Annotated in this window: 24 protein-coding genes; 11 read left to right on the top strand and 13 right to left on the bottom strand. The window is 70.8% G+C overall.

Going from position 1 to position 23,297, the window contains the following annotated elements; all coding sequences use genetic code 11:
• Position 1: 1 nt before the first annotated feature.
• Positions 2-559, bottom strand: a complete 558-nt coding sequence (locus KZX17_RS01375; protein ID WP_248171300.1) for a nucleosidase — start codon at positions 557-559, stop codon at positions 2-4.
• 100 nt (positions 560-659) lie between these two features.
• Here KZX17_RS01375 and KZX17_RS01370 point away from each other — a divergent pair, with 100 nt between their 5' ends.
• Positions 660-1,253: a hypothetical protein gene (locus KZX17_RS01370; RefSeq protein ID WP_248171302.1), complete on the top strand. Its 594-nt coding sequence runs from the start codon at positions 660-662 to the stop codon at positions 1,251-1,253.
• 6 nt (positions 1,254-1,259) lie between these two features.
• On the opposite strand, the gene KZX17_RS01365 is transcribed toward KZX17_RS01370, so the two are convergent.
• Positions 1,260-3,326, bottom strand: a complete 2,067-nt coding sequence (locus KZX17_RS01365; protein ID WP_248171304.1) for an NAD(+) synthase — start codon at positions 3,324-3,326, stop codon at positions 1,260-1,262.
• Between the two features lie 79 nt (positions 3,327-3,405).
• On the opposite strand from KZX17_RS01365, the gene KZX17_RS01360 reads away from it, so the two are divergent.
• Positions 3,406-6,930 carry a bifunctional RecB family nuclease/DEAD/DEAH box helicase gene (locus tag KZX17_RS01360; protein ID WP_248171305.1) on the top strand — a complete coding sequence of 1,175 codons (3,525 nt, stop codon included), beginning with the start codon at positions 3,406-3,408 and terminating at the stop codon, positions 6,928-6,930.
• Between the two features lie 62 nt (positions 6,931-6,992).
• On the opposite strand, the gene upp is transcribed toward KZX17_RS01360, so the two are convergent.
• Positions 6,993-7,625: a uracil phosphoribosyltransferase gene (gene upp, locus KZX17_RS01355; RefSeq protein ID WP_248171306.1), complete on the bottom strand. Its 633-nt coding sequence runs from the start codon at positions 7,623-7,625 to the stop codon at positions 6,993-6,995.
• A gap of 68 nt (positions 7,626-7,693) precedes the next feature.
• On the opposite strand from upp, the gene tadA reads away from it, so the two are divergent.
• Positions 7,694-8,122, top strand: coding sequence for a tRNA adenosine(34) deaminase TadA (tadA, locus tag KZX17_RS01350; RefSeq protein ID WP_248171676.1), 429 nt, complete (start codon positions 7,694-7,696; stop codon positions 8,120-8,122).
• 9 nt (positions 8,123-8,131) lie between these two features.
• Here the strand turns inward: tadA and KZX17_RS01345 are convergent, their stop codons facing one another.
• Positions 8,132-9,244, bottom strand: a complete 1,113-nt coding sequence (locus KZX17_RS01345) for an alpha/beta fold hydrolase (protein ID WP_248171308.1) — start codon at positions 9,242-9,244, stop codon at positions 8,132-8,134.
• A gap of 91 nt (positions 9,245-9,335) precedes the next feature.
• Here KZX17_RS01345 and proC point away from each other — a divergent pair, with 91 nt between their 5' ends.
• Positions 9,336-10,169: a pyrroline-5-carboxylate reductase gene (gene proC / locus KZX17_RS01340; RefSeq protein ID WP_248171309.1), complete on the top strand. Its 834-nt coding sequence runs from the start codon at positions 9,336-9,338 to the stop codon at positions 10,167-10,169.
• Positions 10,170-10,175: 6 nt separating this feature from the next.
• Here proC and KZX17_RS01335 read toward each other — a convergent pair whose 3' ends face one another.
• On the bottom strand, positions 10,176-11,435 hold the full coding sequence (locus KZX17_RS01335) for an MFS transporter (RefSeq protein WP_248171310.1): 1,260 nt from the start codon (positions 11,433-11,435) through the stop codon (positions 10,176-10,178).
• A gap of 64 nt (positions 11,436-11,499) precedes the next feature.
• Here KZX17_RS01335 and KZX17_RS01330 point away from each other — a divergent pair, with 64 nt between their 5' ends.
• Positions 11,500-11,997, top strand: coding sequence for a MarR family transcriptional regulator (locus tag KZX17_RS01330; protein WP_248171312.1), 498 nt, complete (start codon positions 11,500-11,502; stop codon positions 11,995-11,997).
• A gap of 12 nt (positions 11,998-12,009) precedes the next feature.
• Here KZX17_RS01330 and KZX17_RS01325 read toward each other — a convergent pair whose 3' ends face one another.
• Positions 12,010-12,708 carry a TrkA family potassium uptake protein gene (locus KZX17_RS01325; RefSeq protein WP_374206626.1) on the bottom strand — a complete coding sequence of 233 codons (699 nt, stop codon included), beginning with the start codon at positions 12,706-12,708 and terminating at the stop codon, positions 12,010-12,012.
• A complete protein-coding gene (locus KZX17_RS01320; protein ID WP_248171315.1) occupies positions 12,674-14,116 on the bottom strand; it encodes a TrkH family potassium uptake protein in 1,443 nt (480 codons plus the stop codon). Before KZX17_RS01320 ends, KZX17_RS01325 begins: the two co-directional genes overlap by 35 nt.
• A 67-nt stretch (positions 14,117-14,183) precedes the next feature.
• Here KZX17_RS01320 and KZX17_RS01315 point away from each other — a divergent pair, with 67 nt between their 5' ends.
• The 5 genes from KZX17_RS01315 to KZX17_RS01295 all read left to right on the top strand — a co-directional run bounded on the left by KZX17_RS01315 (position 14,184) and on the right by KZX17_RS01295 (position 15,706).
• Positions 14,184-14,588, top strand: coding sequence for a helix-turn-helix transcriptional regulator (locus KZX17_RS01315; protein ID WP_248171316.1), 405 nt, complete (start codon positions 14,184-14,186; stop codon positions 14,586-14,588).
• A 96-nt stretch (positions 14,589-14,684) separates the two neighbouring features.
• Positions 14,685-14,876, top strand: a complete 192-nt coding sequence (locus KZX17_RS01310) for a helix-turn-helix domain-containing protein (protein WP_248171318.1) — start codon at positions 14,685-14,687, stop codon at positions 14,874-14,876.
• 82 nt (positions 14,877-14,958) lie between these two features.
• The gene (locus KZX17_RS01305; RefSeq protein WP_003792170.1) at positions 14,959-15,057 is read left to right on the top strand and encodes a 30S ribosomal protein bS22; all 99 of its coding nucleotides are present in this window, start codon (positions 14,959-14,961) and stop codon (positions 15,055-15,057) included.
• A gap of 95 nt (positions 15,058-15,152) precedes the next feature.
• On the top strand, positions 15,153-15,410 hold the full coding sequence (locus KZX17_RS01300) for a glutaredoxin family protein (protein ID WP_248171320.1): 258 nt from the start codon (positions 15,153-15,155) through the stop codon (positions 15,408-15,410).
• On the top strand, positions 15,407-15,706 hold the full coding sequence (locus KZX17_RS01295; protein WP_248171321.1) for a Dabb family protein: 300 nt from the start codon (positions 15,407-15,409) through the stop codon (positions 15,704-15,706). The genes KZX17_RS01300 and KZX17_RS01295 overlap by 4 nt, the downstream gene beginning before the upstream one ends.
• Positions 15,707-15,723: 17 nt before the next feature.
• On the opposite strand, the gene KZX17_RS01290 is transcribed toward KZX17_RS01295, so the two are convergent.
• The 6 genes from KZX17_RS01290 to aspS form a co-directional block, all read right to left on the bottom strand.
• Entirely contained in the window at positions 15,724-16,827 is a 1,104-nt protein-coding gene (locus tag KZX17_RS01290) for an ABC transporter ATP-binding protein (protein ID WP_248171322.1), read from the bottom strand.
• Entirely contained in the window at positions 16,824-17,627 is an 804-nt protein-coding gene (locus KZX17_RS01285) for an ABC transporter permease (RefSeq protein WP_248171324.1), read from the bottom strand. Before KZX17_RS01285 ends, KZX17_RS01290 begins: the two co-directional genes overlap by 4 nt.
• Positions 17,624-18,568 carry an ABC transporter permease gene (locus KZX17_RS01280; RefSeq protein WP_248171326.1) on the bottom strand — a complete coding sequence of 315 codons (945 nt, stop codon included), beginning with the start codon at positions 18,566-18,568 and terminating at the stop codon, positions 17,624-17,626. The genes KZX17_RS01285 and KZX17_RS01280 overlap by 4 nt, the downstream gene beginning before the upstream one ends.
• A complete protein-coding gene (locus KZX17_RS01275; RefSeq protein ID WP_248171327.1) occupies positions 18,565-19,701 on the bottom strand; it encodes an ABC transporter substrate-binding protein in 1,137 nt (378 codons plus the stop codon). The genes KZX17_RS01280 and KZX17_RS01275 overlap by 4 nt, the downstream gene beginning before the upstream one ends.
• 139 nt (positions 19,702-19,840) lie before the next feature.
• Positions 19,841-21,013: a mechanosensitive ion channel family protein gene (locus KZX17_RS01270; protein ID WP_374107915.1), complete on the bottom strand. Its 1,173-nt coding sequence runs from the start codon at positions 21,011-21,013 to the stop codon at positions 19,841-19,843.
• A gap of 90 nt (positions 21,014-21,103) precedes the next feature.
• Positions 21,104-22,444 (bottom strand): aspartate--tRNA(Asn) ligase, encoded by a 1,341-nt coding sequence (aspS, locus tag KZX17_RS01265; RefSeq protein ID WP_248171330.1) that lies wholly within the window; start codon positions 22,442-22,444, stop codon positions 21,104-21,106.
• Between the two features lie 147 nt (positions 22,445-22,591).
• Between aspS and KZX17_RS01260 the strand changes: the two genes are divergently transcribed.
• On the top strand, positions 22,592-23,284 hold the full coding sequence (locus KZX17_RS01260) for a DedA family protein (RefSeq protein WP_248171331.1): 693 nt from the start codon (positions 22,592-22,594) through the stop codon (positions 23,282-23,284).
• The last annotated feature ends 13 nt before the right edge of the window (positions 23,285-23,297 follow it).

Raw genomic sequence — 23,297 nt, 5'->3', positions numbered from 1 at the left:
CTCACACGCCGTAGAGGTCGCGGATCCGCTCCCGCAGCTGGACGCTGCACGTGGCGACCGCTGCTCGCCAGTCGGTGATCGCGTCGTCCTCCGCGCTGTCCGACACGGCCTTCAGCACACGGATCGGCACGCCGAACTGCTGCGCCACCCAGATGTAGGCGTACGCCTCCATGTCGACGAGGGTGCCACCCAGCGCGCGGATGGCCGCGACCGTGTCGGAGTCGTCGACGAAGTGGTCCCCCGTCGCGATCGTCGTGCCCGGGCGGCCGGCAATCGACACGAGGGGCGGCAGCGACACGTGCTGACCCGCGATGCCGTCGACGTCCGAGACGTCGTGCTGCAGCGCCGCGGTGACGTCGTGGACGCCGACAGCGGTCGGATCGACGGATCCGGCCGTTCCCACGACGACGACCTCGTCGTAGGCGTCACGGTCGAGGGCGCGGGTCAGCGCATAGGTCGCCTGCAGCTTGCCGGGCCCGGTGACCAGCCGGACGAAGCCGGGCAGTTCGTCGGGAAAGGCGACGAGTTCGGAGTCGAGGGCGGCGACGAGGAGCTTCACCGGTCCATCCTCCTCCCTCCTGCCGCGTCCCTCCTCCTCCGACGTCCCCCGGGGCAGAATGAGATCGGATGCCGGTGCCCGCCGGCAGGAGGGAGTTCCGATGTCCTTCTCCACAGTGGCCCTCGACGCCCCGGCGGGGATCACCGCCCGACTCGGCTGGGACCCCGCCACGAGCGTGCACGACCGTCGGCGCCTGCTCGCCCGGGAGCTCGTGTCCAGCCGGCTCGGCTGCGACCCGCGCGAGGTCAGGGTCGACCGCGAGGCGCCCCGCGGCTTCGGCTACCACCGGCGGCTCATCGCCACCCGGGACGGCGTCGACCTGCCGCTCACGATCGCCACGGCGAGCCACCGGGCGGCCACCGTCGTCGCCGTCTGCGAGCCGACGGAGCAGATCGGTCTCGACATCCGCGACCTCCACCCCGACCCGCACGACCTCGCGGTCATGCGGCGGCACAGTCACCTCTTCGACGAGTCGAACATCCCCGATCTGGTCGACCACTGGACGCGCGTGCAGGCGATCCTCGATGCCGACGCCCGTGGCACGCGCGTGCTGCCCGAGCGGGTGCGGCTGGACCTCGGACGACGCGCCGGACGCGTCCCCGACCGCACGACCGTCTTCGAGGTGACGGATGTCTCGCGGGATGCCTGGGTGATCACGATCGCTCGGGCGCGGCCCGCGCAGGCGACGCGCTGACCTCGATCACCCCGCGTGTGCGGGGAGCGCGGCATCCAGCTCCGCGAGCCACACGGCGGCGTTGCCGTCGGACGGCGCCCGCCAGTCGCCCCGGGGCGAGAGGGACCCCGCCGGCGACACCTTCGGTGCGTTCGGGACCGCGCTGCGCTTGAACTGCGCGAAGCCGAAGTAACGCCGCAGGAACACCCGCAGCCACCGCACGATCGTCTCGCGGTCGTAGGCGTAGCGCTCGTCGTCGGGGAACCCTGCGGGCCACGTCCCGGCATCCTTGTCGCCCCAGGCCTGCTCGGCGAGGAAGGCGATCTTCGAGGGGCGGAACCCGTAGCGCAGCACGTGGAACAGCGTGAAGTCGTGCAGGGCGTACGGACCGATCGTGCTCTCGGTGGACTGCACCTTGCCGTCGGCGGTCGGCGGCACGAGCTCGGGGCTGATCTCGGTGTCGAGGACCGCCTGCAGCACCTCCTTCGCGCGGTCGGTCAGGGTCGTGCCCGACTCGTCGCTGTGCGCGATGACCCACCGGATGAGGTGCTGGATGAGGGTCTTCGGCACCCCTGCGTTCACGCCGTAGTGCGCCATGTGGTCGCCGACGCCGTACGTCGCCCATCCGAGGGCGAGCTCGGACAGGTCTGACGTGCCGATGACCACGCCGCCGCGCTGGTTCGCGAGGCGGAAGAGGAAGTCGGTCCGCGCGCCGGCCTGCACGTTCTCGAACGTCACGTCGTAGACGGGCTCGCCCGTCGCGAACGGGTGACCGAGGCCCTTCAGCAGCTCGGTCGCCATCGGGCGGATGTCGATCGTCTCGATCGTGGCGCCGATCGCCTCGGCGAGGGCGATCGCGTTGGACTTGGTGCGGTCGCCGGTCGCGAAGCCGGGCATCGTGAAGGCGAGGATGTCGCTGCGCGGCCGGCCCATCCGGTCCATGGCGCGGGCGACCACGAGGAGCGCGTGCGTGGAGTCCAACCCGCCCGAGACGCCGATGACCGGTTTGGGCGAGCCGATGGCGCGCAGGCGCTGCTCGAGCCCCGAGACCTGGATGTTGAAGGCCTCGTAGCAGTCGAGGTCGAGGCGCGCGGGGTCGTCGGGCACGAACGGGAACCGGTCGAGCGGCCGCACGAGGCCGCGCAGGGCGGGGTCGGGGTCCACGGTGAACGGGATGCGGGTGCCCGTCGCCCACTGCGTCGTCCTGGCGTCGTCGAACGTCCCCTGGCGCAGACGGTCCTGGCGCAGGCGATCGAGGTCGACGTCGGCCACCGCACGGCGGGGGCCGTCGGGGAAGCGCTCGGTCTCGGCGAGGAGCGAGCCGTTCTCGTAGACCATCGTCTGCCCGTCCCACGACACGTCGTTCGTGGATTCGCCCTGCCCTGCAGCGGCGTACACGTAGGCGGCGAGGCAGCGGAAGGACTGCGACTGGGTGAGGATGCGGCGGTCCTCCGCGCGCGCGATGGTGATGGGACTGCTCGAGAGGTTCAGCAGCACGGTGGCCCCGGCCAGTGCCGCGCTCGAGGACGGCGGCACGGGCACCCAGAAGTCCTCGCACACCTCGGCGTGGACGACGAGCCCCGGGACGTCGGTCGCCTCGAAGAGCAGATCGGCGCCCACCGGCACCTCGGCGCCCGCCAGGGTCACGGTGTCGGGGGCGTCGGTCCCGCGCGCGTACCAGCGCGCCTCGTAGAACTCGCGATAGGTCGGCAGGTACGACTTCGGTGCGACGCCGAGCACCGACCCGCGGTGGATCACGACGGCGCAGTTGTACAGGCGCGACCCGATGCGCAGCGGTGCGCCGACGACGAGCAGCGGACGGAGGTCGACGGATGCCGCGACCACCCCGTCGATCGCGGCCAGCACCGCATCGAGCACCGCGTCCTGCATGACGAGGTCGTCGATGGCGTAGCCCGACAGGCAGAGCTCGGGGAAGACGGCGACGGCGATCCCCTCGTCATGACACGCCCGGGCGGATTCGATCACCGTCGCGGCGTTGGCGGCCGGGTCGGCGATCGCCACCGGGATCGTGCAGGCGGCGACGCGCGCGTAGCCGTGGCGGTACGGGTTCTCGAACGGCAGGTCCTCGGTCACCGCCCCAGTCTGTCAGGTGGCGGCCTGGGGGCGAGGGGGTGTCGGAGGCGGTCGTTAGGGTCTACAGCGAGAGGGGATCATGCGATACATCGAAGACGACGGCCGGATCGTCTGGAGCGCAAGCGACCTGAAGGCGGCCGCCGAGTGCGAGTTCGCGTGGCTACGCGCGATCGACGCCAAGCTGGGCCGCATCGCAGCCGTCGAGGATCCCGAGGACCTCACCTTGGAGCGTGCGGGGCGCCTGGGCACCCAGCACGAGCTGCGCGTCCTCGACGCCTACCGTGCGGCGCACCCGGGGCGGGTGGTCGAGATCGCCGAGACGCGGTCCTCGGATGCCGCGGCCATGGCCACCGCCGTCGCGGCGACCGACGCGGCGCTCGCCGACCCCGACGTCACCGTCGTCTACCAGGCGACCTTCTCGACCGACGAGTTCGTCGGCTTCGCGGACTTCCTCGTCAGGGGTGAGGACGGACGCTGGATCGTGCAGGACACGAAGCTCGCCCGCCACGCGCGCGTGACGGCGCTCATGCAGCTGGCCGCATACGTCGACCAGCTCGACAGACTGGGCGTTCCGCACGCCGACTCCGTGCAGCTGCTCCTGGGCGACGGGACCGTCTCCGAGCACGCCGTCCGCGATCTCATGCCCGTGTTCGCCCTCCGACGCGAGCGCCTGCGCGCCCTCATCACCGACCGCGACGTCGCTGCCGGTGCGGCCGGGACCCCCATCCCGTGGGGCGATCCGCGCGGCGAACTCCGCGTCGTGGCCTGCGGCCGGTGCGCGACGTGCGATCTCGAGGTGGTCGCGGCTCGTGACCTCCTGCTCGTCGCGGGGATGCGACCCGTGCAGCGTGACCGCCTGCTCGCCGCCGGCGTGCACACCGTCGACGCTCTCGCCGCCGCGCGCGAGGCTCCGCCGCGCATGTCGTGGGACACCTTCTCGGGGCTGCGGACCCAAGCGCGGCTGCAGCTGGACAGCCCTGCGGGCGGCGTCGAGGCGGCACCTCCGACCGGCGGTCCGGCGGTCCCGACCTTCGACGTCGTCTTCCCGAAGGCCCTCGGCGCACTCCCGCGCCCTGACCACGGTGATCTGTTCTTCGACTTCGAAGGCGACCCGCTTTACACCGAGGGGGCGGCCGTCCACTGGGGGATCGACTACCTCTTCGGCTGGGTCGACACGACGGAGCAGTACTCCGCGCTGTGGGCGCACTCCTTCGCGGACGAACGACGCGCGCTCGAGGATTTCCTGCGCATCGTCGCCCTGCGCAGGCAGGCGCACCCCGGCATGCACATCTACCACTACGCGCCGTACGAGCCGACGCACCTGCTCGCCATGGCCGCACGCCACGGCGTGGGGGAGTCGGAGGTCGACCGTCTGCTCCGCGACGGCGTCTTCGTCGACCTCTACCCCATCGTGCGCCGGGCCCTGCGCGTCGGATCGCGGTCCTATTCGATCAAGAAGCTCGAGCCCCTGTACATGGGCGACGAGGTGCGCACGAGCGACGTGCAGCGCGGCGACGATTCGATCGTCCGCTACGTCGAGGCCCGCGCGCTGCAGGATGCCGGTGACACGGCGGGGGCTGAGGCGATCCTCGACGACCTCGCCGATTACAACCGCTACGACTGCGTCTCGACGAGGCGACTGCGCGACTGGCTGGTCGAGCGTGCCCGCGAGGCGAAGCTCGTCCCGTCGCGCGAACCCGACGCGGGGGAGTCGGTCTACGAGCCGTCCCCCCGGGCCGGAGCCCTCTCGCGGTTCGCCGCGGATGCGCCTGACGAGGCGACGGCGGAGGCGCTCCGGCTCGGGGCCGCAGCGATCGACTACTACCCGCGCGAGGCCAAGACGTTCTGGGCCACGCACTTCCTGCGTCTGCGCGAACCCGTGTCGGTGTGGGAGGACACCCGGGACGTCGTCGTGGTCGACCGTGATCGGTGCCGTGTGCTGACGGATTGGCATCGTCCCGAGGGGCTGACCGCGATCCGTCGGGTCGTCGAGATCCGCGGCGAGTTCGCGCCCGGCACCCGCATCGGCGTGGGCCAGAACCCGTTCGCGCTCTACGAGCTGCCCGTCCCGTTCCCGATCGAGACCAGTCCGAGGTGGATCCACGCGGCTCGCTCGATCACCGTCGTGGAGGTCCTCGACGACGGCGTCGTGGTGGAGGAGAACGCCTTCCAGGGCTTCACCTGGCAGGAACTGCCCGTCGCGCTGACACCGCCCGCCCCGCCGCGAGCAGGCAGTCAGCAGACGGCGATCGACGAGTGGGCCGACGCGGTCCTCGCGGCCGCCCCGCAGCTGCCGGAGGACCCGGCATCCGATCTGCTCCTCCGGCGCCCGCCCCGTGTCGCGGCCGGGCTGCCGCGCAGCGGCGACGACATCGACGACATCGCCGCCGCGCTGGCGGGGATCCAGGACAGCTACCTCGCGGTCCAAGGCCCGCCCGGCACGGGCAAGACCTACGTCGGCTCGCACGTCGTGGGCCGTCTCGTGCGCGAGCGCGGCTTCCGCGTCGGCGTGGTGGCGCAGTCCCACAACGTCGTCGAGCACATGCTCGACCGGATCGTCGCCGCGGGGGTGCCGAAGGCGCAGGTCGCGAAGGCGCCGAAGGGGGCGCCGACGGGCGACGAGTGCTTCACCGCCATCGCGAAGAACCAGATGGCCGCCTACATCGACGGGCAGCCCGGGGGCTTCGTCGTCGGAGGAACCGCGTGGGACCTCACGCACGCCGGACGCATTGCACGCGGGTCGCTGGATCTCCTGGTGATCGACGAAGCGGGTCAGTTCTCCCTCGCCTCGACCATCGCCGTCTCCGCGGCCGCCCGGCGGCTGCTCCTCCTCGGCGACCCGCAGCAGCTGCCGCAGGTCAGCCAGGGCACCCACCCCGAGCCGGTCGACACGTCGGCGCTCGGGTGGGTCATGGACGGCGCGGCCGTCATCCCCCCGGATCGCGGCTACTTCCTGGCGCGGACCCGTCGCATGCGGCCCGAGGTCGCCGAACCCGTCTCGCAGCTCGCGTACGAGGGGCGGCTCGAGGCGCATCCCGAGACGGCGCAGCGGAGCCTCGCCGGCGTCGCGGCAGGGGTCATCCCCGTCCCCCTGCGCCACACGCGCAATGCGACGCAGTCGCCGGAGGAAGCAGACGAGGTCGTGCGGCTGGTGCGCGCGCTCGAGGGGGCCTCGTGGCACGACGGGGCGCTCACCCGCCCCCTCGATCAGGCCGACGTCATCGTCGTCACCCCGTACAACGCGCAGCAGGTGCTCGTGGAGGAAGCGCTCGCTTCCGCTGGCTTCGGCGCGGTGAGGGTGGGGACCGTCGACCGGTTCCAGGGGCAGGAGGCGGCCGTGGTGATCGTCTCGCTCGCGGCGTCATCGGGGCGGGACGCGCCGCGCGGGCTCGAGTTCCTGCTCCTGCAGAACCGCATCAACGTGGCCGTGTCGCGCGCGATGCACACCGCGTACGTCGTCTACAGCACGGGTCTGCTCGACGACCTTCCGCGGACCCCCGAAGGCGTGGCGCGACTGAGTGCCTTCGCGCGCCTCGTCGGCGCCGACCGCAGCGGACTGCCGGCGCGTGCTGCCGACGACGAGCGCCGGAGTGTGCGGGTCTAGGCGTGGCGCAGACCGTGCCGCCTCAGACCGTGCCGTGCCGCCTCAGACCGTGCCGTGCCGCCTCAGACCGTGCCGTACAGGCGGTCGCCGGCGTCGCCGAGTCCGGGCACGATGTAGCCCTTCTCATTGAGACGCTCGTCGAGCGCGCCCAGGACCAGGGTCACGTCGCGGTCGCCGACTTGCTTCTCGATCGCGGCGAGGCCTTCGGGGGCGGCGAGGATGCAGACGGCGGTCACGTCCTGCGCGCCGCGGGCGAAGAGGAAGTCGATCGCTGCGCCGAGCGATCCGCCGGTGGCGAGCATCGGGTCGAGCACGAAGCACTGCCGGTCGCTCAGGTCGTCCGGCAGGCGCTCGGCGTAGGTGTACGGCTCGAACGTCTCCTCGTTGCGCGCCATCCCGAGGAAGCCGACCTCGGCCGTGGGCAGCAGCTTCGTCATGCCCTCGAGCATGCCGAGACCCGCCCGCAGAATCGGGACGACGAGCGGTCGCGGCTCGCTGATCTTCACGCCCTTCGTGCGCGTCACCGGAGTGTCGATCTCGATCTCCTCGACCCGGACGCCACGGGTCGCCTCGTAGGCGAGGAGGGTGATGAGCTCCTCCGTCAGCTGGCGGAACACCGGCGAGGTGGTGCGCTTGTCGCGCAGCACCGTGAGCTTGTGGGTGATGAGGGGGTGGTCGGCGACGTGCACACGCATGGGTCCAGGCTACCCGGGGCTACGCTGACGACGTGAGCCTGCCCGTTCCCGCCGCCGACGACGCGGCGATGACGCGGGCGCTCGAGCTCGCACGCTCCGCTGCCGCTCACGACGACGTCCCCGTCGGTGCCGTCCTCGTGCGTGCCGGCGCGATCATCGGCGAGGGGCGCAACCTCCGCGAACACGACGGCGATCCGCTCGCCCATGCCGAGGTCGTCGCGCTGCGATCCGCGGCATCCGCCCTCGGGTCGTGGAACCTCGAGGACTGCACCCTCGTCGTGACCCTCGAGCCGTGCGTCATGTGCGCGGGCGCCATTCTGCAGGCGCGCGTCGGCCGGGTGGTCTTCGGTGCCTGGGACGAGAAGGCCGGGGCCGCGGGGTCGGTGTACGACGTGCTGCGCGACCGACGGATGCCTCACCGCGCCGAGGTCGTGGGAGGGGTCCGAGCGGCCGAGGCCGCGGCCCTACTGCGGGCGTTCTTCGAGGCCCGCCGCTGACCGCGTCCGTCAGTCGGACGAGCTGAGGATGATCGCCTCGGTCGGCGGTGCCGGCGACGCCGGCGACCCGATGTAGCCGATGAGCTCGAGCAGCGCCCGCCGGAAGACGGCGGGCCGCTCGAGGTGCGGTGTGTGGGCGACGCCGTCCAGGGCGAGCTCGGTCGCAGTGCCCCCGGCATCCGTGTACCGGCGCAGCACGTCGCGGGTCTGCGACACCATCGGCTGCGCCGGGGCGACCTCGTCGCCCGGCCAGTCGGGCAGGACGCCGAGGGCGCCGAGGTGGTTCGCGTCCGAGAAGGAGGCGTCGGAGATGAGCGGGTCGAGCACACCGCGGATCCACAGGATCTGCGGCTTGTCGGGCAGGTCGACGATGGACGAGACGTCGAAGTTGCCGGGGGCGAGGGCGTTCAGCACGCCGAAGCGACCGGGTGCGAAGCCGGGCCAGTGCGGGCTGTGCTGGGACTCGCCGGGATAGTTCCCCGTGGCCGTCGAGGTGGACAGCATGGCCTCCACCCAGAGGTCCTCGTGCTCGGTGGTGAAGCCTTCGGCGACGAAGGCGGTGCGGAAGATGCTGCGCGGCGAGGTGGGCGCATCGGCCGAGTCGTCGCGGTCGTTCAACCGGCGGACGACGTCGGCGCCGACCGTGCCGCCGCCGCAGCCGGCGTCGTCGTCGGTCAGCCGGGTGCCGTCCCGGCGGGTCCCGCCGAGCCCGTACGGCGAGATCGGCGATTCGAGCAGGATCGTGCGGACGCGGTGCTCGAGCGCGAACTGCAGGGCGACGGCGCCGCCGAGGTTCCAGCCGACGAGGTGGGGCGCCGCGATGCCGAGCTCGTCGAGCGTCTCGGCGACGTCGTCGCTGAAGTCCCGGACGCCGCGTCCGGCGTCGACGGGCATGTGCTCGGTGCCGCCGAAGCCGCGCAGATCGATCGCGATCACCCGGAGCTCGGAGGGGAGATCCTGCATCAGCTCCTGCCAGACCAGGCTCGACGACAGGGATCCGTGGAGGAGGACGACCGTCTGGTCCGCCGCGGTCTCGGGAGCATCGCCGGCGCGTTCGAGGATGGTGACGCTCAGGCGGTCCGTGTCGATGATTCGGGACGTGATTCCGTCGAGGAGAGCCATGTGCCGATGATAGGCCGGGGTGCTGAGCCCTCCCAGTGTCTTGCGCCGGCCACCCGGGCCGTGGATGAGTGCCGGATGACAGGATGGGGGGATGAGTCACACCCTTCCTCCCGTCGCCATCCTCGGAGCCGGTTCGATGGGAGGAGCGATCGCACAGGGCATCTCGAGGTCCGGGCAGGCCTCGTCGGTCACGGTGACCAATCGCACCGCCGACAAGGCGCGCGAGCTCGTCGGACTCGATGCCGTCACGAGCGTCGCGCTCGCCGACGCCCCGACGGCGAACACGGATGCCGCTGCCGCCGCCGATGTCGTGCTCATCGGCGTGAAGCCCGCCATGGTCCCCGATCTGCTGCGTGAGATCGCGGCGTCCCTGCGGCCGGGGACGGTGGTCGTGAGTCTCGCGGCGGGCGTCACGATCGAGACGTTCGAGTCGATCGTCGGCCCCGAGATCCCTGTCATCCGGTCGATGCCGAACACCCCCGCCGTCGTCGGTGCGGCGGTCACCGGCCTCGCCGCAGGCACGACCGCGTCGGACGAGCACATGGCGCTCGTGCGGCGCGTGTTCGAGACGTGCGGCGTCGTCATCGAGGTGCCGGAGTCCCAGATCGACGCACTGTCGACCATCTCGGGCTCCGGGCCCGCGTACGTCTTCCTGCTCGTCGAGGCGCTGACCGAGGCTGCTCGCGGCAAGGGCTTCGACGAGCACGACGCGCGACTCATGGCGGAGCAGACCTTCATCGGCGCCACCGCCCTGCTGGCGGCGTCGGGGGAGGATCCCGCCGAGCTGCGGCGCCGCGTCACGAGTCCCAAGGGCACCACCGAGCGCGCGATCGGCGTGCTTCAGACGGCGAATCTCGACGGGCTGTTCTCGCAGGCGACCGACGCTGCCCTCGCGCGTGCCCGCGAGCTCGCTGCAGGATCGTGAGCGTGTTCAGCCCTCGCTGAGCGTGACGTCCTCGGCGACGGTCCGATCGTCGAGGGCCACCCGGTGCTCCGCGCGCCCGATGAGTCGCCGGAACGCGAACAGCAGGGCTGCGCCGATCGCCGCCGCGACGGCTGCGGCCGCGTAGGGCGCGCCGGCGCCGAGGACGGCCAGGGCGGTGCCCACCGGAGCGCCGATCGCGCCGCCGAAGAACCGGAACCCCGAGTACGCCGAGCTCGCCACGGCGCGGGGGAGCGTGGTCGCCTCCATCGCCGCCTCGGTGAGGATCGTGTTGACGGCACCGATCTCGACGCCGAGCAGGACGACGCAGGTGATGAGCGCCGGGCGGTCTCCGGCGCTGAGGGCTGCGGCGACGTGGGTCGCGGCGAACGCGATCAGGAACCAGAGCAGCACCGTCACGACGGAGGACCGCCGCGTGAGGCGGGGAGCGATCACGACCCCGGCGATCGCCAGGCCGATGCCGAATCCCATCATCACGAGGCCGATCCCCACCGCCGGGAGTTCGAGGGCGTAGGGGGTGTACGACAGGGTCACGAAGAAGCCCGCGTTGTAGAGGAACGCGACGACGCTGATGGCGAGGAGCCCTCGGTCGGAAAAGGCCCGGAATGGCGCGGAGAGCGCGCTGCGCTGCGCCGCCCGTCCCGGGTCGCGGACGAGCACGAGGAGCGCGGCCACCCCGACGGCGAACAGCGATGCGGTTCCCCAGAAGGGGGCGAACCAGCCGATCTGTCCGAGTAGGCCCCCCACGAGCGGCCCGACGGCGAGTCCGATGCCGAGCGCGGCCTCGTAGAGGATGACGGCGTGTGCGCTGCGCCCGCCCGAGGCCGACACGATCGAGGCGAGGGCGGTCGAGAGGAACAGGGCGTTGCCGAGACCCCAGACGGCGCGGAAGCCGATCAGCGGGCCGACGCTCGGGGAGAGCGCGCACCCGACCGCCGAGAGGGCGATGACGGAGAGGCCGATGATCATGACCGCGCGCGTGCCGATCCGGGTCGACAGCCAACTCGTGAAGAACATCGCCGACGCGGTCACGACCAGGTAGCTCGTGAACAGGAGCGAGGTCTGCACCGGTGTCGCGTGGAGGTCGGCGGCAACGGTCGGCAGGATCGGCCCGACCAGACCGATGCCCATGAAGGCGACCATCGCGGCGAAGGCGATCGCCCAGACGGCGGGCGGCTGCGAGAGCAGGCGCGGCTCGGCGGGTGGTGCGGCGGTGGTCGTGGGCGTTCCGGTGTCGAGGGCGGTCATTCCCGCAATGATACACCGGTGATTCACTAGTGAACTAATTTCGGTGGTCTCGTAGACTGCAGCGGTGACCGACCGCACCGACCTGATCGACCGCATCCGTGCCGCGTGGGCGGCAGCGATGCCCGGGATGGACACCTCCGCCATCGACGTCTGGGGCCGGCTGCATCGGACGAGTACGCTCGCGACCTCGCAGATCGAGCGGCTCCTCGCCGACAGCGGGGTCACCCGCTCGGAGTTCGACGTCCTGTGCGCACTGGCTCGGATGGACCGCCCCCTGCGGGCCAGCGAGGTGACGGCCGAGACCATGCTCAGCGGTGCGGCGACCACCAAGCTGACGACGCGTCTCGAGACGGCGGGCCTGCTCCGGCGGGAACGGTCCGATCGCGACGGCCGCGCGGTGCAGCTGTCGCTGACCGACGCCGGCCGCGCGCTCGTGGTGCGCGAGATGCCGCGTGCCCTCGCACACGACGAGCGTCTGCTCGACGGATTCAGCGACGACGACCGGGCGGCTCTGTCCGGCCTGCTGGCGCGACTCCTGGAGAACGCGCAGCGCGAGGTGTGAGCGCCCGCTGCGTCAGCGGTCGAGTGAGGCGAACCGTTCGATGTCCGAGTTCGTGCCCGACACGATGATCAGGTCGTGGTTGGTCACGACGGTGGATGCCTCGGCGTAGCGGAACGGCTTGCCGGGGCTCTTCACGCCGACGACCGTGACGTTGTACTTCGAGCGCACGCCCGACTCGTTCAGGCCGACGCCGCGGATGAACCGCGGCGGGTACATCTTCGCGAGCACGAAGTCGTCGTCGAAGCGGATGAAGTCCAGCATCCGACCGCTCACGAGGTGCGCGACGCGCTCGCCCGCCTCGCGCTCGGGGTAGATGACATGGTTCGCGCCGACGCGCGCCAGGATCTTGCCGTGCGACTGCGAGACCGCCTTCGCCCAGATCTGCGGGACCTTGAGGTCGACGAGGTTGGCGGTGATGAGGACGGATGCCTCGATCGAGGACCCCACCGCGACGACGGCGACCTGGAAGTCCTGCGCGCCGATCTGCTTCAGAGCCTCGATGTTGCGGGCGTCGGCCTGGACGGCATGCGTCACCCGCTCCGACCACTTCTGCACGAGGTCGAGGCTGTCGTCGATCGCGAGGACGTCGCGATCGAGCCGGTCGAGCTCGCCGGCGCAGGCGGCGCCGAAGCGACCGAGGCCGATGACGAGGACGGGCGAATCGCTGCGCAACTGCTCAACCAACGATGGGCCTCTCCACGGGCAGCGCATAGTGCTGCGTTCGACTGGTCGCGGCCACCGCCGCGGCGAGTGTCACTGTACCAACGCGGCCCATGAACATCGTGAGGGCCATGACGAAGACGGCGGAGTCCGGCAGCTCCTGCGTGAGCCCCGTCGACAGGCCCACCGTCGCGAAGCCCGAGACTACGTCGAACAGGACTTCGTCGAGCGGGGCCTTCGTCAGGTGCGCGATCGTGATCGTCGACAGCGCCACGATGGTCGCGCCCCAGGCGACGACGGACAGGGCCACGCGCTGGACGTCGCTCGGGATGCGGCGGCCGAAGACCGAGACGCTCGGGCGTCCCTTCGCCTCCGACCACACGGCCAGGGCGAGGACCGCGAGGGTCGTGACCTTGATGCCTCCCGCCGTGGAGGCCGAACCGCCGCCCACGAACATGAGCATCGAGCCGACGACCAGCGACGACTCGTGCAGCTCGTCGATGTCGATGATGGCGAAGCCGCCGGACCGGGTCATCGCGGAGAGGAACAGGGCCTGGAAGGTCGTGTCCCAGGCATCCATCGTCCCGAAGGTCTCGGGGTTGCCGTACTCGAGGATGACGAAGGCCAGCGCGCCGACGAAGAACAGGACGACGGTGGTGATGAGGGTCAGCTTCGCGTGGAGCGTCCAGCGCCGGGTGTGCCAGCGGTGGCGCCAGAGCGCGTAGATGACGGGGAAGCCGATCGATCCGAGGAAGACGCCGGCCATGAGGATCGTCAGCAGCAGGTAGTTCTGTGCGAACGGCGCGAGGCCCTCGGCGTTCGGGGTGAAGCCCGTGTTGGTGAAGGCCATCGCCGAGTAGTAGGGGGCCTCCCACAGCGCGGTGAGGGCATCGACCCCGCTCGCGAGGAGCGCGGGGTACAGGAGGACGGCGAGGGCCGCTTCGATGACCAATGTGGACAGCGCGACGGTCGACAGCAGCTGGCCGACCTCGCCGAGCCGCACGGCCTGCCCCTCGTTGACGGGCCCGCCGTGCGCCCGCATCGGGTTGCTGTCGCCGGCGGCGAGGAGCTTCGCGCGCAGACCGAGGCGCTTGGAGATGACCAGTCCGAGGATCGACGCGAGAGTCAGGACGCCCATCGCTCCGACGTTCACGCCGATGAAGATGAAGACGTGCCCGATCGGCGACCAATGGGTCGCCATGTCGACGGTGGCCAGTCCCGTGACGCAGATGGTCGACACCGCGGTGAACAGCGCATCGGGGAGCGGCGTGACCCGCCCGTCCGCCGCCATGATCGGCAGCGAGAACAGGGCGGTGAACACCAGGATGAGCGCCGAGAAGATCAGCACGGCGAACCGGGAGGGGGATGCCGTGGCGAGATCGCGCAGCGCGGAGAACACCCGACGATGCCACGCAGGGCCGCCCCGCGGGGCGCGTTCGTCGACGGCCAGGCCCGTCATCCGCGCCCCTTCCTCGTTCAGATCGTTGTCATGGTACTCCCGCGCGAGGGCGGGCTACCCTTATGCCATGGCGGACATCTTCGACGTGATCGCCGACGGCACTCGTCGGGACATCCTGCAGCTGCTGCGCGAACGAGCCGTGTCGGGGGCGGACGGCACCAGCGTCTCGCACATCGTGTCGTCGCTCGGAGTCAGCCAGCCGACGGTGTCCAAGCATCTCAAGGTGCTGCGCGAGGCATCCCTCGTCTCGGTCCGCGAACTCGGCCAGCACCGCTACTACAGCCTGTCTCCCGCGCCGCTGGACGAGGTCGACGACTGGCTGTTCCCGTTCTTCGCGACCGACGAGGATGCCGCGGCCCACGCCCCTGCGCTGCCCGACGGTGCCGCACATGCCGCCGAGGTGGTCGGTCGAGCCGCCGCATCCGCGAAACATGCCGTCGCGAGCGTGCTGGGCAAGCTGCCCGGACGCTGATCCCACCGGTCACATCCGTCACACCGGTTTACACCGGTCCCGCCGAGCCCCTACTGTTGAGGGATTCGGGGGACGGGAACTAAAAAAGGGGACACCATGTCGGGCATTTCGGACGCGCGCTTTCTGACCGTCGCGGAAGTGGCGGAGTTGATGCGCGTGTCGAAGATGACCGTGTACCGCCTCGTGCACTCCGGCGAACTCCCCGCCGTCCGCTTCGGTCGCAGCTACCGCGTGCCCGAGTCGGCGGTCACCGAGGCCCTGCAGCGGCCGATCGCCGACGTCGGCTAGACTGCCCTGAGGCATTTTTCCGTTTGTGCCGTTCCCGGACGCGAACACCGCGCGTCCAGACCCCGATCTAGTGAGGTTTCCCGTGGGTTCAGTCATCAAGAAGCGCCGCAAGCGCATGGCGAAGAAGAAGCACCGCAAGCTGCTTCGCAAGACTCGCCACCAGCGCCGCAACAAGAAGTAAGCGGCACGCAACACCAAGCGCCCCCGGTCGGTCCGCCGATCGTCGGGGCGCTTCGTGTTGCGTCCAGGGCCCGCGCCAGCGGGGAGAATGAGGGGGTGACCGCACTCACCCTCATCTCCAAGCCGGACTGCCACCTGTGCGACGTCGCTCGCGAGATCGTCGAGACCGTCGTCGCCGACCTGCCCGAGGGCGAGGTCGAGATCGAGGAGCTCTCGATCGCGGACGACGCAGCGCTGCACGCCCAGTGGTGGGAGAAGATCCCCGTCGTCCTGATCGACGGGGAGCTGCACGCGCACTGGCGTGTCTCCGCTGATCGGCTCCGCACGGCACTGACCGCGGGGGCGCGCGCATGATCCGCCACGTCGTGATCTGGAAGATGGCCGCAGACGACGCCGCGACGCGCGCGGCGCACGCGGCCGAGGTGGCGCGCCTGCTCGGCGGCCTGGACGGCGTGATCCCCGGCGTCCGCTCGCTGAGCGTCGGCACGAACGTCGCCGTCCCGGAGTCCAACGCGGACGTCTCGCTCGTCCTCGACCTCGACGACCTCGACGCGCTGCAGGCCTACCAGGAGCATCCGGCCCACCTCGAGGTGGTCGCGTACATCCGGAGCGTGACCGGCTCCCGGATGGCCGTCGACTTCGAGGTCTGACCCGGGTCAGCCGGCGCTCAGCGCCCCCGCACCGAGAGCGGGACGGGCGAGAGCGCGATCCGCACGCGTTCGCCGTACTCGAGGCGTTCATCGGCTGGATGCTGCAGCCTGACGAGCGTGCCGTCGTCGGTGCGGACCAGGGTCCGGCGGATGCTGCCCAGGAAGGTGCTCTCCTCCACGACGGCTCCGACGCCCTGTCCGACGCCGACGAGGTGGACGTGCTCCGGTCTGACGAGCGCGTCCACCGGGCCGTCCGGGGCGTCCCCCTGCACGGGGACGACCGTCCCCCACACGCTGACGCCGCCGGCCGAGACGATGCCCTGGACGGCGCTGGACAGGCCGACGAAGGCGGCGACCCGTGGCGTCGCGGGATGCCGGTAGAGGTCTTCGGGGGTGCCGACCTGCTCGATGCGGCCCGCGTCCATGACGGCGATCCGGTCGGAGACCGCCAGCGCCTCCTCCTGGTCGTGCGTGACGAAGACGGTGGTGGTCCCCAGTCGCAGCTGGATCCGGCGGATCTCGTCGCGCAGCTGCACGCGCACCTTCGCGTCCAGGGCGGAGAGCGGCTCATCCAGGAGCAGCACGCGCGGCTCCGTGACGAGCGCTCGCGCGAGCGCCACACGCTGCTGCTGGCCTCCGGAGAGCTCGTGCGGGTAGCGGTCGGCGAGGTGTCCGAGGCCGACGAGGTCCAAAGCCTCGCCCGACCGACGGCGGGCGGTTGCGGCATCCACCTTGCGTCGTCGCAGACCGAACGCGACGTTCTCGCGCACGCGGAGGTGCGGGAAGAGCGAGTACGCCTGGAAGACCATGCCGATGTCGCGCTTGTTCGTCGGGATGCGGGTGATGTCCGAGCCCCCGAAGGCGACCGAGCCGGACGTCGCCGGCTCCAGCCCGGAGATGACCCGGAGCGCGGTCGTCTTGCCGCATCCCGATGGGCCGAGCAGGGAGATGAACTCGCCGGGGGCGACATCGAGGTCGACCCCATGGAGCACACGGGTGGTGCCGTAGTCCTTCACGATGCCGCGCAGCTCGACGCGGGTGCCGTCGCCCGCGCCCGCGAGCAGGGTGTTGTCGGCCGTGCGGGGCAGGCTCCGCGCCGTCGGGGTGGAGTCGATGGTCACGGTGTGTTCCTTTCGGAGCCGGCACGTCCGGCGCGGCCGATGGCGAGGAGCAGGACGAACGCGAATGCGAGTGCGAGCAGCGTGAAGATCGCCGAGGCCCAGGCATCCTGCTTGTTGATGACGACGAGACCGGTCTGCAGCACCTGACGGTTCAGCAGCGACGCGATCGTGAATTCCCCGAGGACGACCGCGACCGAGATGAGGGATGCCGCCAGGAGCCCCTGCCGCAGATTCGGCGCGACGACGCGGAACAGGATGATCGGCCACCCCGCGCCGAGGGTCCGCGCTGCCTCGGTGAGGGTACGCAGGTCCACGGCGTCGATGGCCGCCTGGATCGACCGGTAGGCGAACGGCAGCACGAGCACGCCGTACGCGAACGCGAGCGTCCATGCGCCCGTCCCCAGGGTGCGTCCGATCTGCAGGTAGATGGGTGCGAGCCCGACCACGAGCACGATCGCGGGGATGGTGATGGGCAGCAGCGCGAGGAACTCGAACCCGCGGCGAAGGCGCGGGAACCGCAGATGCACGAGCACCATCGTCGGCGCGAACACGAGGAGCACGATCGCCACGGTGACGACGGCGAGGACCAAGGAGTTCACGAGGCCCGTCCAGACCGGGCGGTACCGTGCCGCTGCCGCCGGGTCGAAGAGCGCCGCCCAGCGGTCGAGCGTCAGCGTGCCGTCGGCGGCCGTAAGGGTGAACATGGCCGTCGCGAGGAACGGCACCGCGAAGACGATGCCGACGACGATCCCGATCACGAGACGCATGGTCCGAGAGGGAGCCAGCGACGAGGACGTCATGACTGCCACCTCGCGGCGCGTCGCTGCACGAGCGCGTAGATCGCCATGACGACGGCGACCACGGCGATCATCCCGAGGGCCAGCGCCCCGGCGAGGTTCTCCCGCCCGAGCAGCGTCTCGCTCGTGAGGGCGTTGCGGATCTGCAGCGGCACGATCTGCGAGCCCTGACTGGCGAGGGCCGCCGCCGTCGCGTACGACGAGAAGGCGTTCGCGAACAGCAGCAGGAAGCTCGCGAAGAACGAGGGGGCGAGCACGGGCATCCCGATCTGCGGCCAGAACCCGCGGACCGTTCCGCCGAGGGTGAGGTGCGCCTCGAGCCACTGCGGTTTCAGCGCGGACAGGGCCGGCATGAAGGTGATGACCATGAGCGGCACCTGGAACACGACGTACGCCGGAATGAGGCCGGGGAGAGCGTAGATCCAGGCACCCCCGGCGAAGATGTCGAGCCCGAGGACATCGTCGAGGATGCGGGTCACGACGCCCTGCGTGCCGATGGTGGCGATGAGGACGAAGGCGAGCATGACGCCGCCGAACTGGGCGAGGACCCCGGAAGCTGCGTCCACGGTCGTGCGAACGATGCCCCGCTCGGGGAGGCCGAGCATCGCGACGCACACGAGCGCGCCGAGGATCGCACCGATCGCTGCGGTCAGGAGTGAGACCCAGGTGGAGTTCCAGAACGTCTGAAGGACGACGGGGTCGCCGAGGGCCGCGATGTTGTCCCAGGTGAAGGCTCCGTCACCGTCGACGAAGCCGGTCCCGAGCGCCAGGAACGTCGGGACGACGAGGAAGAGCGCGAGGTAGCCGGCGAAGGGGACGAGGCCCAGCCAGGACCAGTCGAGCGGGCCGCGCCCGCGAGGGGCCGGAGCGTTTCGCTCCGACCCCTCGCGTGCGACGAGCGGGCTGCCGGACGTCGCGTGTCCCGCCGGTGCGGTGGTCGTCACTGCACCGCCGCGGCCCAGTTCGCGCCGAGCAGCTCGCCGGCGGCGGTGGACTGCTCCTCCGTCGGGACGACCGTCTCGGCCGGGGCCTCCGGGAGTGCCGCGGCGAGGTCGGCGTCGATCGTGCCGGCGTCCGTCATCGCCTCCATCCGGACCGGGCGCGCTCCGCCCTTCAGCCACAGGTTCTGCACCTCGTCGCTGTAGAGGAACTCCTGCCACAGACGTGCGGCGGCAGGGTTCGGCGCGTCGATGTTGATCGCCTGGTTGTAGTAGCCGGCGTAGCCGACGCCGTCGAAGACGACGGTCTTCCACGTCGGGACGTCGGCGGTGTGCGCGGCGTTCAGATAGTCCCAATCGAAGACGACCGGTGTCTCGCCGCTCGCGACCGTGGCGCTCGTCACGTCGAGCTTGAGCATGTTGCCCGCGGCGTTCAGCTCCGAGAAGAAGTCGATGCCGGGCTGGAAGTCGTCGAGCGTCCCACCCGACTGGACCGCGGCCAGGCCCACCGCGGCAAAGGCGGCACCGGCCTGGGTCGGGTCGCCGTTGATGGCGACGGCACCCCGGTAGTCATCCCCGAGCAGGTCGTCGAGCTCGGCCGGCCCGTCGAACTTCGCGGAGTCGTAGCCGACCGACATGTACCCGCCGTAGTCGCCGACGAACAGGCCCGTCGGCTCCTTGAGCTCATCGGGGATGTCGTCCCAGGTCTGCACCTGGTAGGCCGCGAACCGGTCCGTGTTCTGCAGGGCTACGGTCAACCCGAGGTCGAACACGTCGGGGGCGGTGTCAAGGCCCTCGTTCGTCTCGGCCGCGGTGATCTCCTCGGCGCTCGAGACGTCGGGCGACTGCTCGTTGATCGTGATCTCGGGGTAGCGGTCGGCGAACAGGTCGAGGATCTCGCCGTAGTTCGCCCAGTCGCGCGGAAGCGCGATCACGTTGAGGTTGCCCTCGGCTTTGGCGGCGGCCTCGAGGTCCTCGAAGCTGCCGAAGTCCTCGACGCTCGTCGCGGTCGAGGCGACGGACGCCTCGCCGGCGGCGTTCTCGGCGCCGGGGGTGGCGGCGCAGGCGGCCAGCGACAGGCCGGCGATGGTGACAAGGCCGACGGCGACGGACGCGCGGCGCGGGAACGGACGGGACATGCGATTCCTCTCGGTTGTCCTGCGCGCGCAGAACAGCGCGACGCACGGGGGGACGAGGGGAACCTACGGGCGGCGGATGACCCGGTGGCTCATGCGGAGTGAACGATCGATGACGCGTGGGCGACGGGTCGGCCGGCGCTCAGCGACCGGGTTCCGGGTCGCGCACGACGGGGATGGCGTTCGTGAACGTGCTGGCCCGCCGTTCGGCCTCGATGCTGCCGGTGAACAGGCCGTCGTGGGTGGGCGTGGGGTCCGCGCCGTGACGATCGTGCGGCGGCTGCGCCCCGGCATCCGCCATCACGACGCGCTGCACGGGGAGTGCCTGCGGCATGGTGCGCTGCACCCACGAGACCATGGCCTCGCGGACGAGGCAGCGGAGGTCGAAGAGCGTCGGCGCGTCCTTCGCCGTCACGAGGATGCGGACGCGGACGTACCCGGCGACGGCGTCGGTCACCTGCAGCACCGCGGTGCGGCCGTCCCACAGGTCGGTCCGCTCGACGACGTCGTGCAGGTGCTCGCGCATCCGCTCGGGCGAGACGTTCCAATCGAGGTCCATCTCGACCGCGCCGAGGAGCTCGGACCCGCGACGGGTCCAGTTCTCGAACGGCGTCGTCGTGAAGTAGGTGCACGGCAGCACGAGCCGGCGGTCGTCCCACAGGTCGAGCACCACGTAGCTCAGGGTGATCTCGCCCACGCGGCCCCACTCGCCGTCCGCCACGACGACGTCGTCGACGCGCAGCGCGTCGCTGAAGACGATCTGCAGACCGGCGAAGACGTTCGCGAGCACCGACTGGGCGGCAAGACCCGCCACGACCGAGGCGATGCCGGCGGACGCCAGGACGCTCGCGCCGACCGCTCGCACCGAGTCGAAGGTCAGGAGCGCCGCGCCGATGCCGATGATCACGATGAGGGCGATCGCGAGCCTGCGGACGATGAGGGTCTGGGTGCGGATGCGTCGGGCTACGCGGTTGTCGGGGACGTCGATCCGGTAGCGGCCGAGGGCGACGTCGGTCGCGACCACGACCAGCGAGGCGAGCAGCCACGCGCTCGCCGCGATGATGAGGATGGTGAGGATCTGCGCCAGGATGCTGCGCCACGTCGCATCCGGGAACGTCGTCTGCACCGCGCCCCAGAGCGCGACGACGAGCAGCAGCATCCGGAACGGGGCGCGTGACTGCCGGCTGAGGACACCCGCCCACCGGCGTCGTCGTGTGATGACGCGCAGCGTCACCGCCGCGACCCCGGCGACCACGGTCGCCGCGGCGACGCCGATCAGGGTTGCGATCCCGAATTCCATCCATCCGTCCCACATCGCGGGCTGCTCCTCTCGTCGCGGAGTCAGCCACGATACGGCGACGGCCCGGCCGAAGCCGAGCCGTTGCCGAACGGGTGGGGTGCCGTGTTAGGGCGCGAGGCGCGTCGGTCCGCGGAAGAGGTAGGTGACCTCGCGGATCGAGTCCTGGCCGAGCAGCAGCATGAGCACGCGCGCGAGGCCCATGCCGAAGCCGCCGTGGGGCGGGGCGCCGAAGCGGAAGAAGTCGAGGTAGAAGTCGAGGTGCTCGGGGTCGAGCCCCTTCTCCTTCGCCTGCTCGATGAGGACATCGACGCGGTGCTCACGCTGGGCGCCCGTCGTGATCTCGACGCCGTTGAAGAGCAGGTCGTACGACTTCGTCAGCCCGGTCTCCTCGTCGCGCATGTGGTAGAACGCGCGGATCTCGGGGTGGTAGTCGGTGATGAACACGAACTGGTGACCGTAGGTCTCCTGCACGTGGGCCGCGATCTGGCGCTCGCCTTCGGGGTCGAGGTCGCCGTCGGTGCGGGGGATCGCGTAGCCGCGGGCCGCGACGATCTCGCGGGCCTCGGCGAGCGGGATGCGCGGGAACGGGAGCTCGGGGACGACCACGTCGATGTCGAACAGGGCCTTGATCTCGTCGCCGTGCTTATCGGCGACGGCGCGGATCGCGGTCTGGAGGAGCTCCTCCTGCATGCGCGCGACGTCCTCGTGCGAGTCGATCCAGCTGATCTCGGCGTCGATCGAGGTGAACTCGGTCGCGTGGCGCGAGGTGAAGGACGGGTCGGCGCGGAAGGCGGGGGCGATCTCGAAGATCTTGCCGAAGCCTGCGACCTGGGCCATCTGCTTGAAGAACTGCGGGCTCTGGGCCAGGTACGCCGTCTTGTCCTCGAAGTAGGGCACCTCGAAGAGCTCGGCGTTGGACTCCGACGGCGACGCCATGAGCTTGGGGGAGTGGACCTCGATGTAGTCGCGCTCGACCCAGTAGCTGCGCATCGCGTGCTCGAGCGTCGTCTGGATGCGGAAGACCAGGTTGTTGCGACGCTGGCGCAGGTCGATGAAGCGCCAGTCCATGCGCTTGTCGAGACCCGAGTCGGCCGCGATCGGCGTCTCGGGCAGCGCGGCGGCCGCGATCTCGAGACCGCCGATCTTGATCTCGACGCCGCCGAGCTTGACGCGCTCGTCGTGCTTGAGCTCACCGGTCGCGGTCAGGAAGGTGCCCGTCGACAGGTTCGAGATGAGGTCCGTGAGGGCCAGGGCCGCGGCATCCTGCGCACTGCCGTCCTCAGCGGGGCGCGTCGCGGGATTGACGAGCTGCACCGCGCCGGTCTCATCGCGGAGGATGACGAACTGCACCTTCTTCTGATCACGGACGGTCTCGACCCATCCGGAGACCGAGACGGGACCGTCTTCACGGGACTGCAGCTGCTGGACGAGGGTGCGTTCACTCACGAGGGGAGAGTCTACGCGGCGGGTGGTGTCCGGCCACCCCGAGCGGAGTGTACGGCCAGTCCCCAGGCGCGGGCCTGCGGGCGCCCGTAGGCTGAGGGTTCAGGGGCCCGGCCGGGCATCCGATCACCGAGGGCGAGAGTGCACCCGATGACCGACCTTCTCCACGCCGCGTCCGGCTCCGGATCCGGCGACGGCTCCTGGCTGTCCGCCCTCGCCGACTGGGTGGTGTCGCTGATGGACCTCATCGGTCCTCCCGGTGCCGCGGTCGCCGTCGGTCTCGACAACCTCTTCCCGCCGATCCCCAGCGAGGTGGTGCTGCCGCTGGCCGGCCTCGCCGCCTCGCGCGGCGCGTTCACCCTCGCTGAGGCGATCGCGTGGACCACCTTCGGCTCCGTCTTCGGCGCCTACATCCTGTACGTCCTCGGACGCGTGCTGGGGGCCGACCGCCTCACCCGCATCGCCGAGAAGCTCCCGCTGATGAAGGGCGAGGACGTCACGAAGACCGTTGCCTGGTTCGAGCGACACGGCGCCGTGGCCGTCTTCTTCGGGCGGATGGTGCCGCTGTTCCGGAGCCTCATCTCGATCCCCGCGGGCGTCTCGAAGATGCACTGGTGGAAGTTCGGGCTGCTGACGACGGCCGGAAGCCTCATCTGGAACTCGATCTTCGTGCTCGCCGGGTTCTTCCTCGGCGAGAACTGGCACATCGTCGAGGAGTACGCCGGTGTCTTCCAGAACATCGTGATCGTCGTCGTCGTCGTGCTGGTCGTGTGGTTCGTCGTCGTCCGCGTCCGCGCGGTCGTGCGGGACGGACGCGCGAAGGCCTCCGGCGATTCGGCCTGAAGGCCGCCCCTCG

It is taken from the genome of Microbacterium sp. EYE_78, from assembly GCF_023149035.1.
Lineage (GTDB): Bacteria > Actinomycetota > Actinomycetes > Actinomycetales > Microbacteriaceae > Microbacterium.
This window is presented reverse-complemented; position numbering and strand designations above follow the sequence as displayed.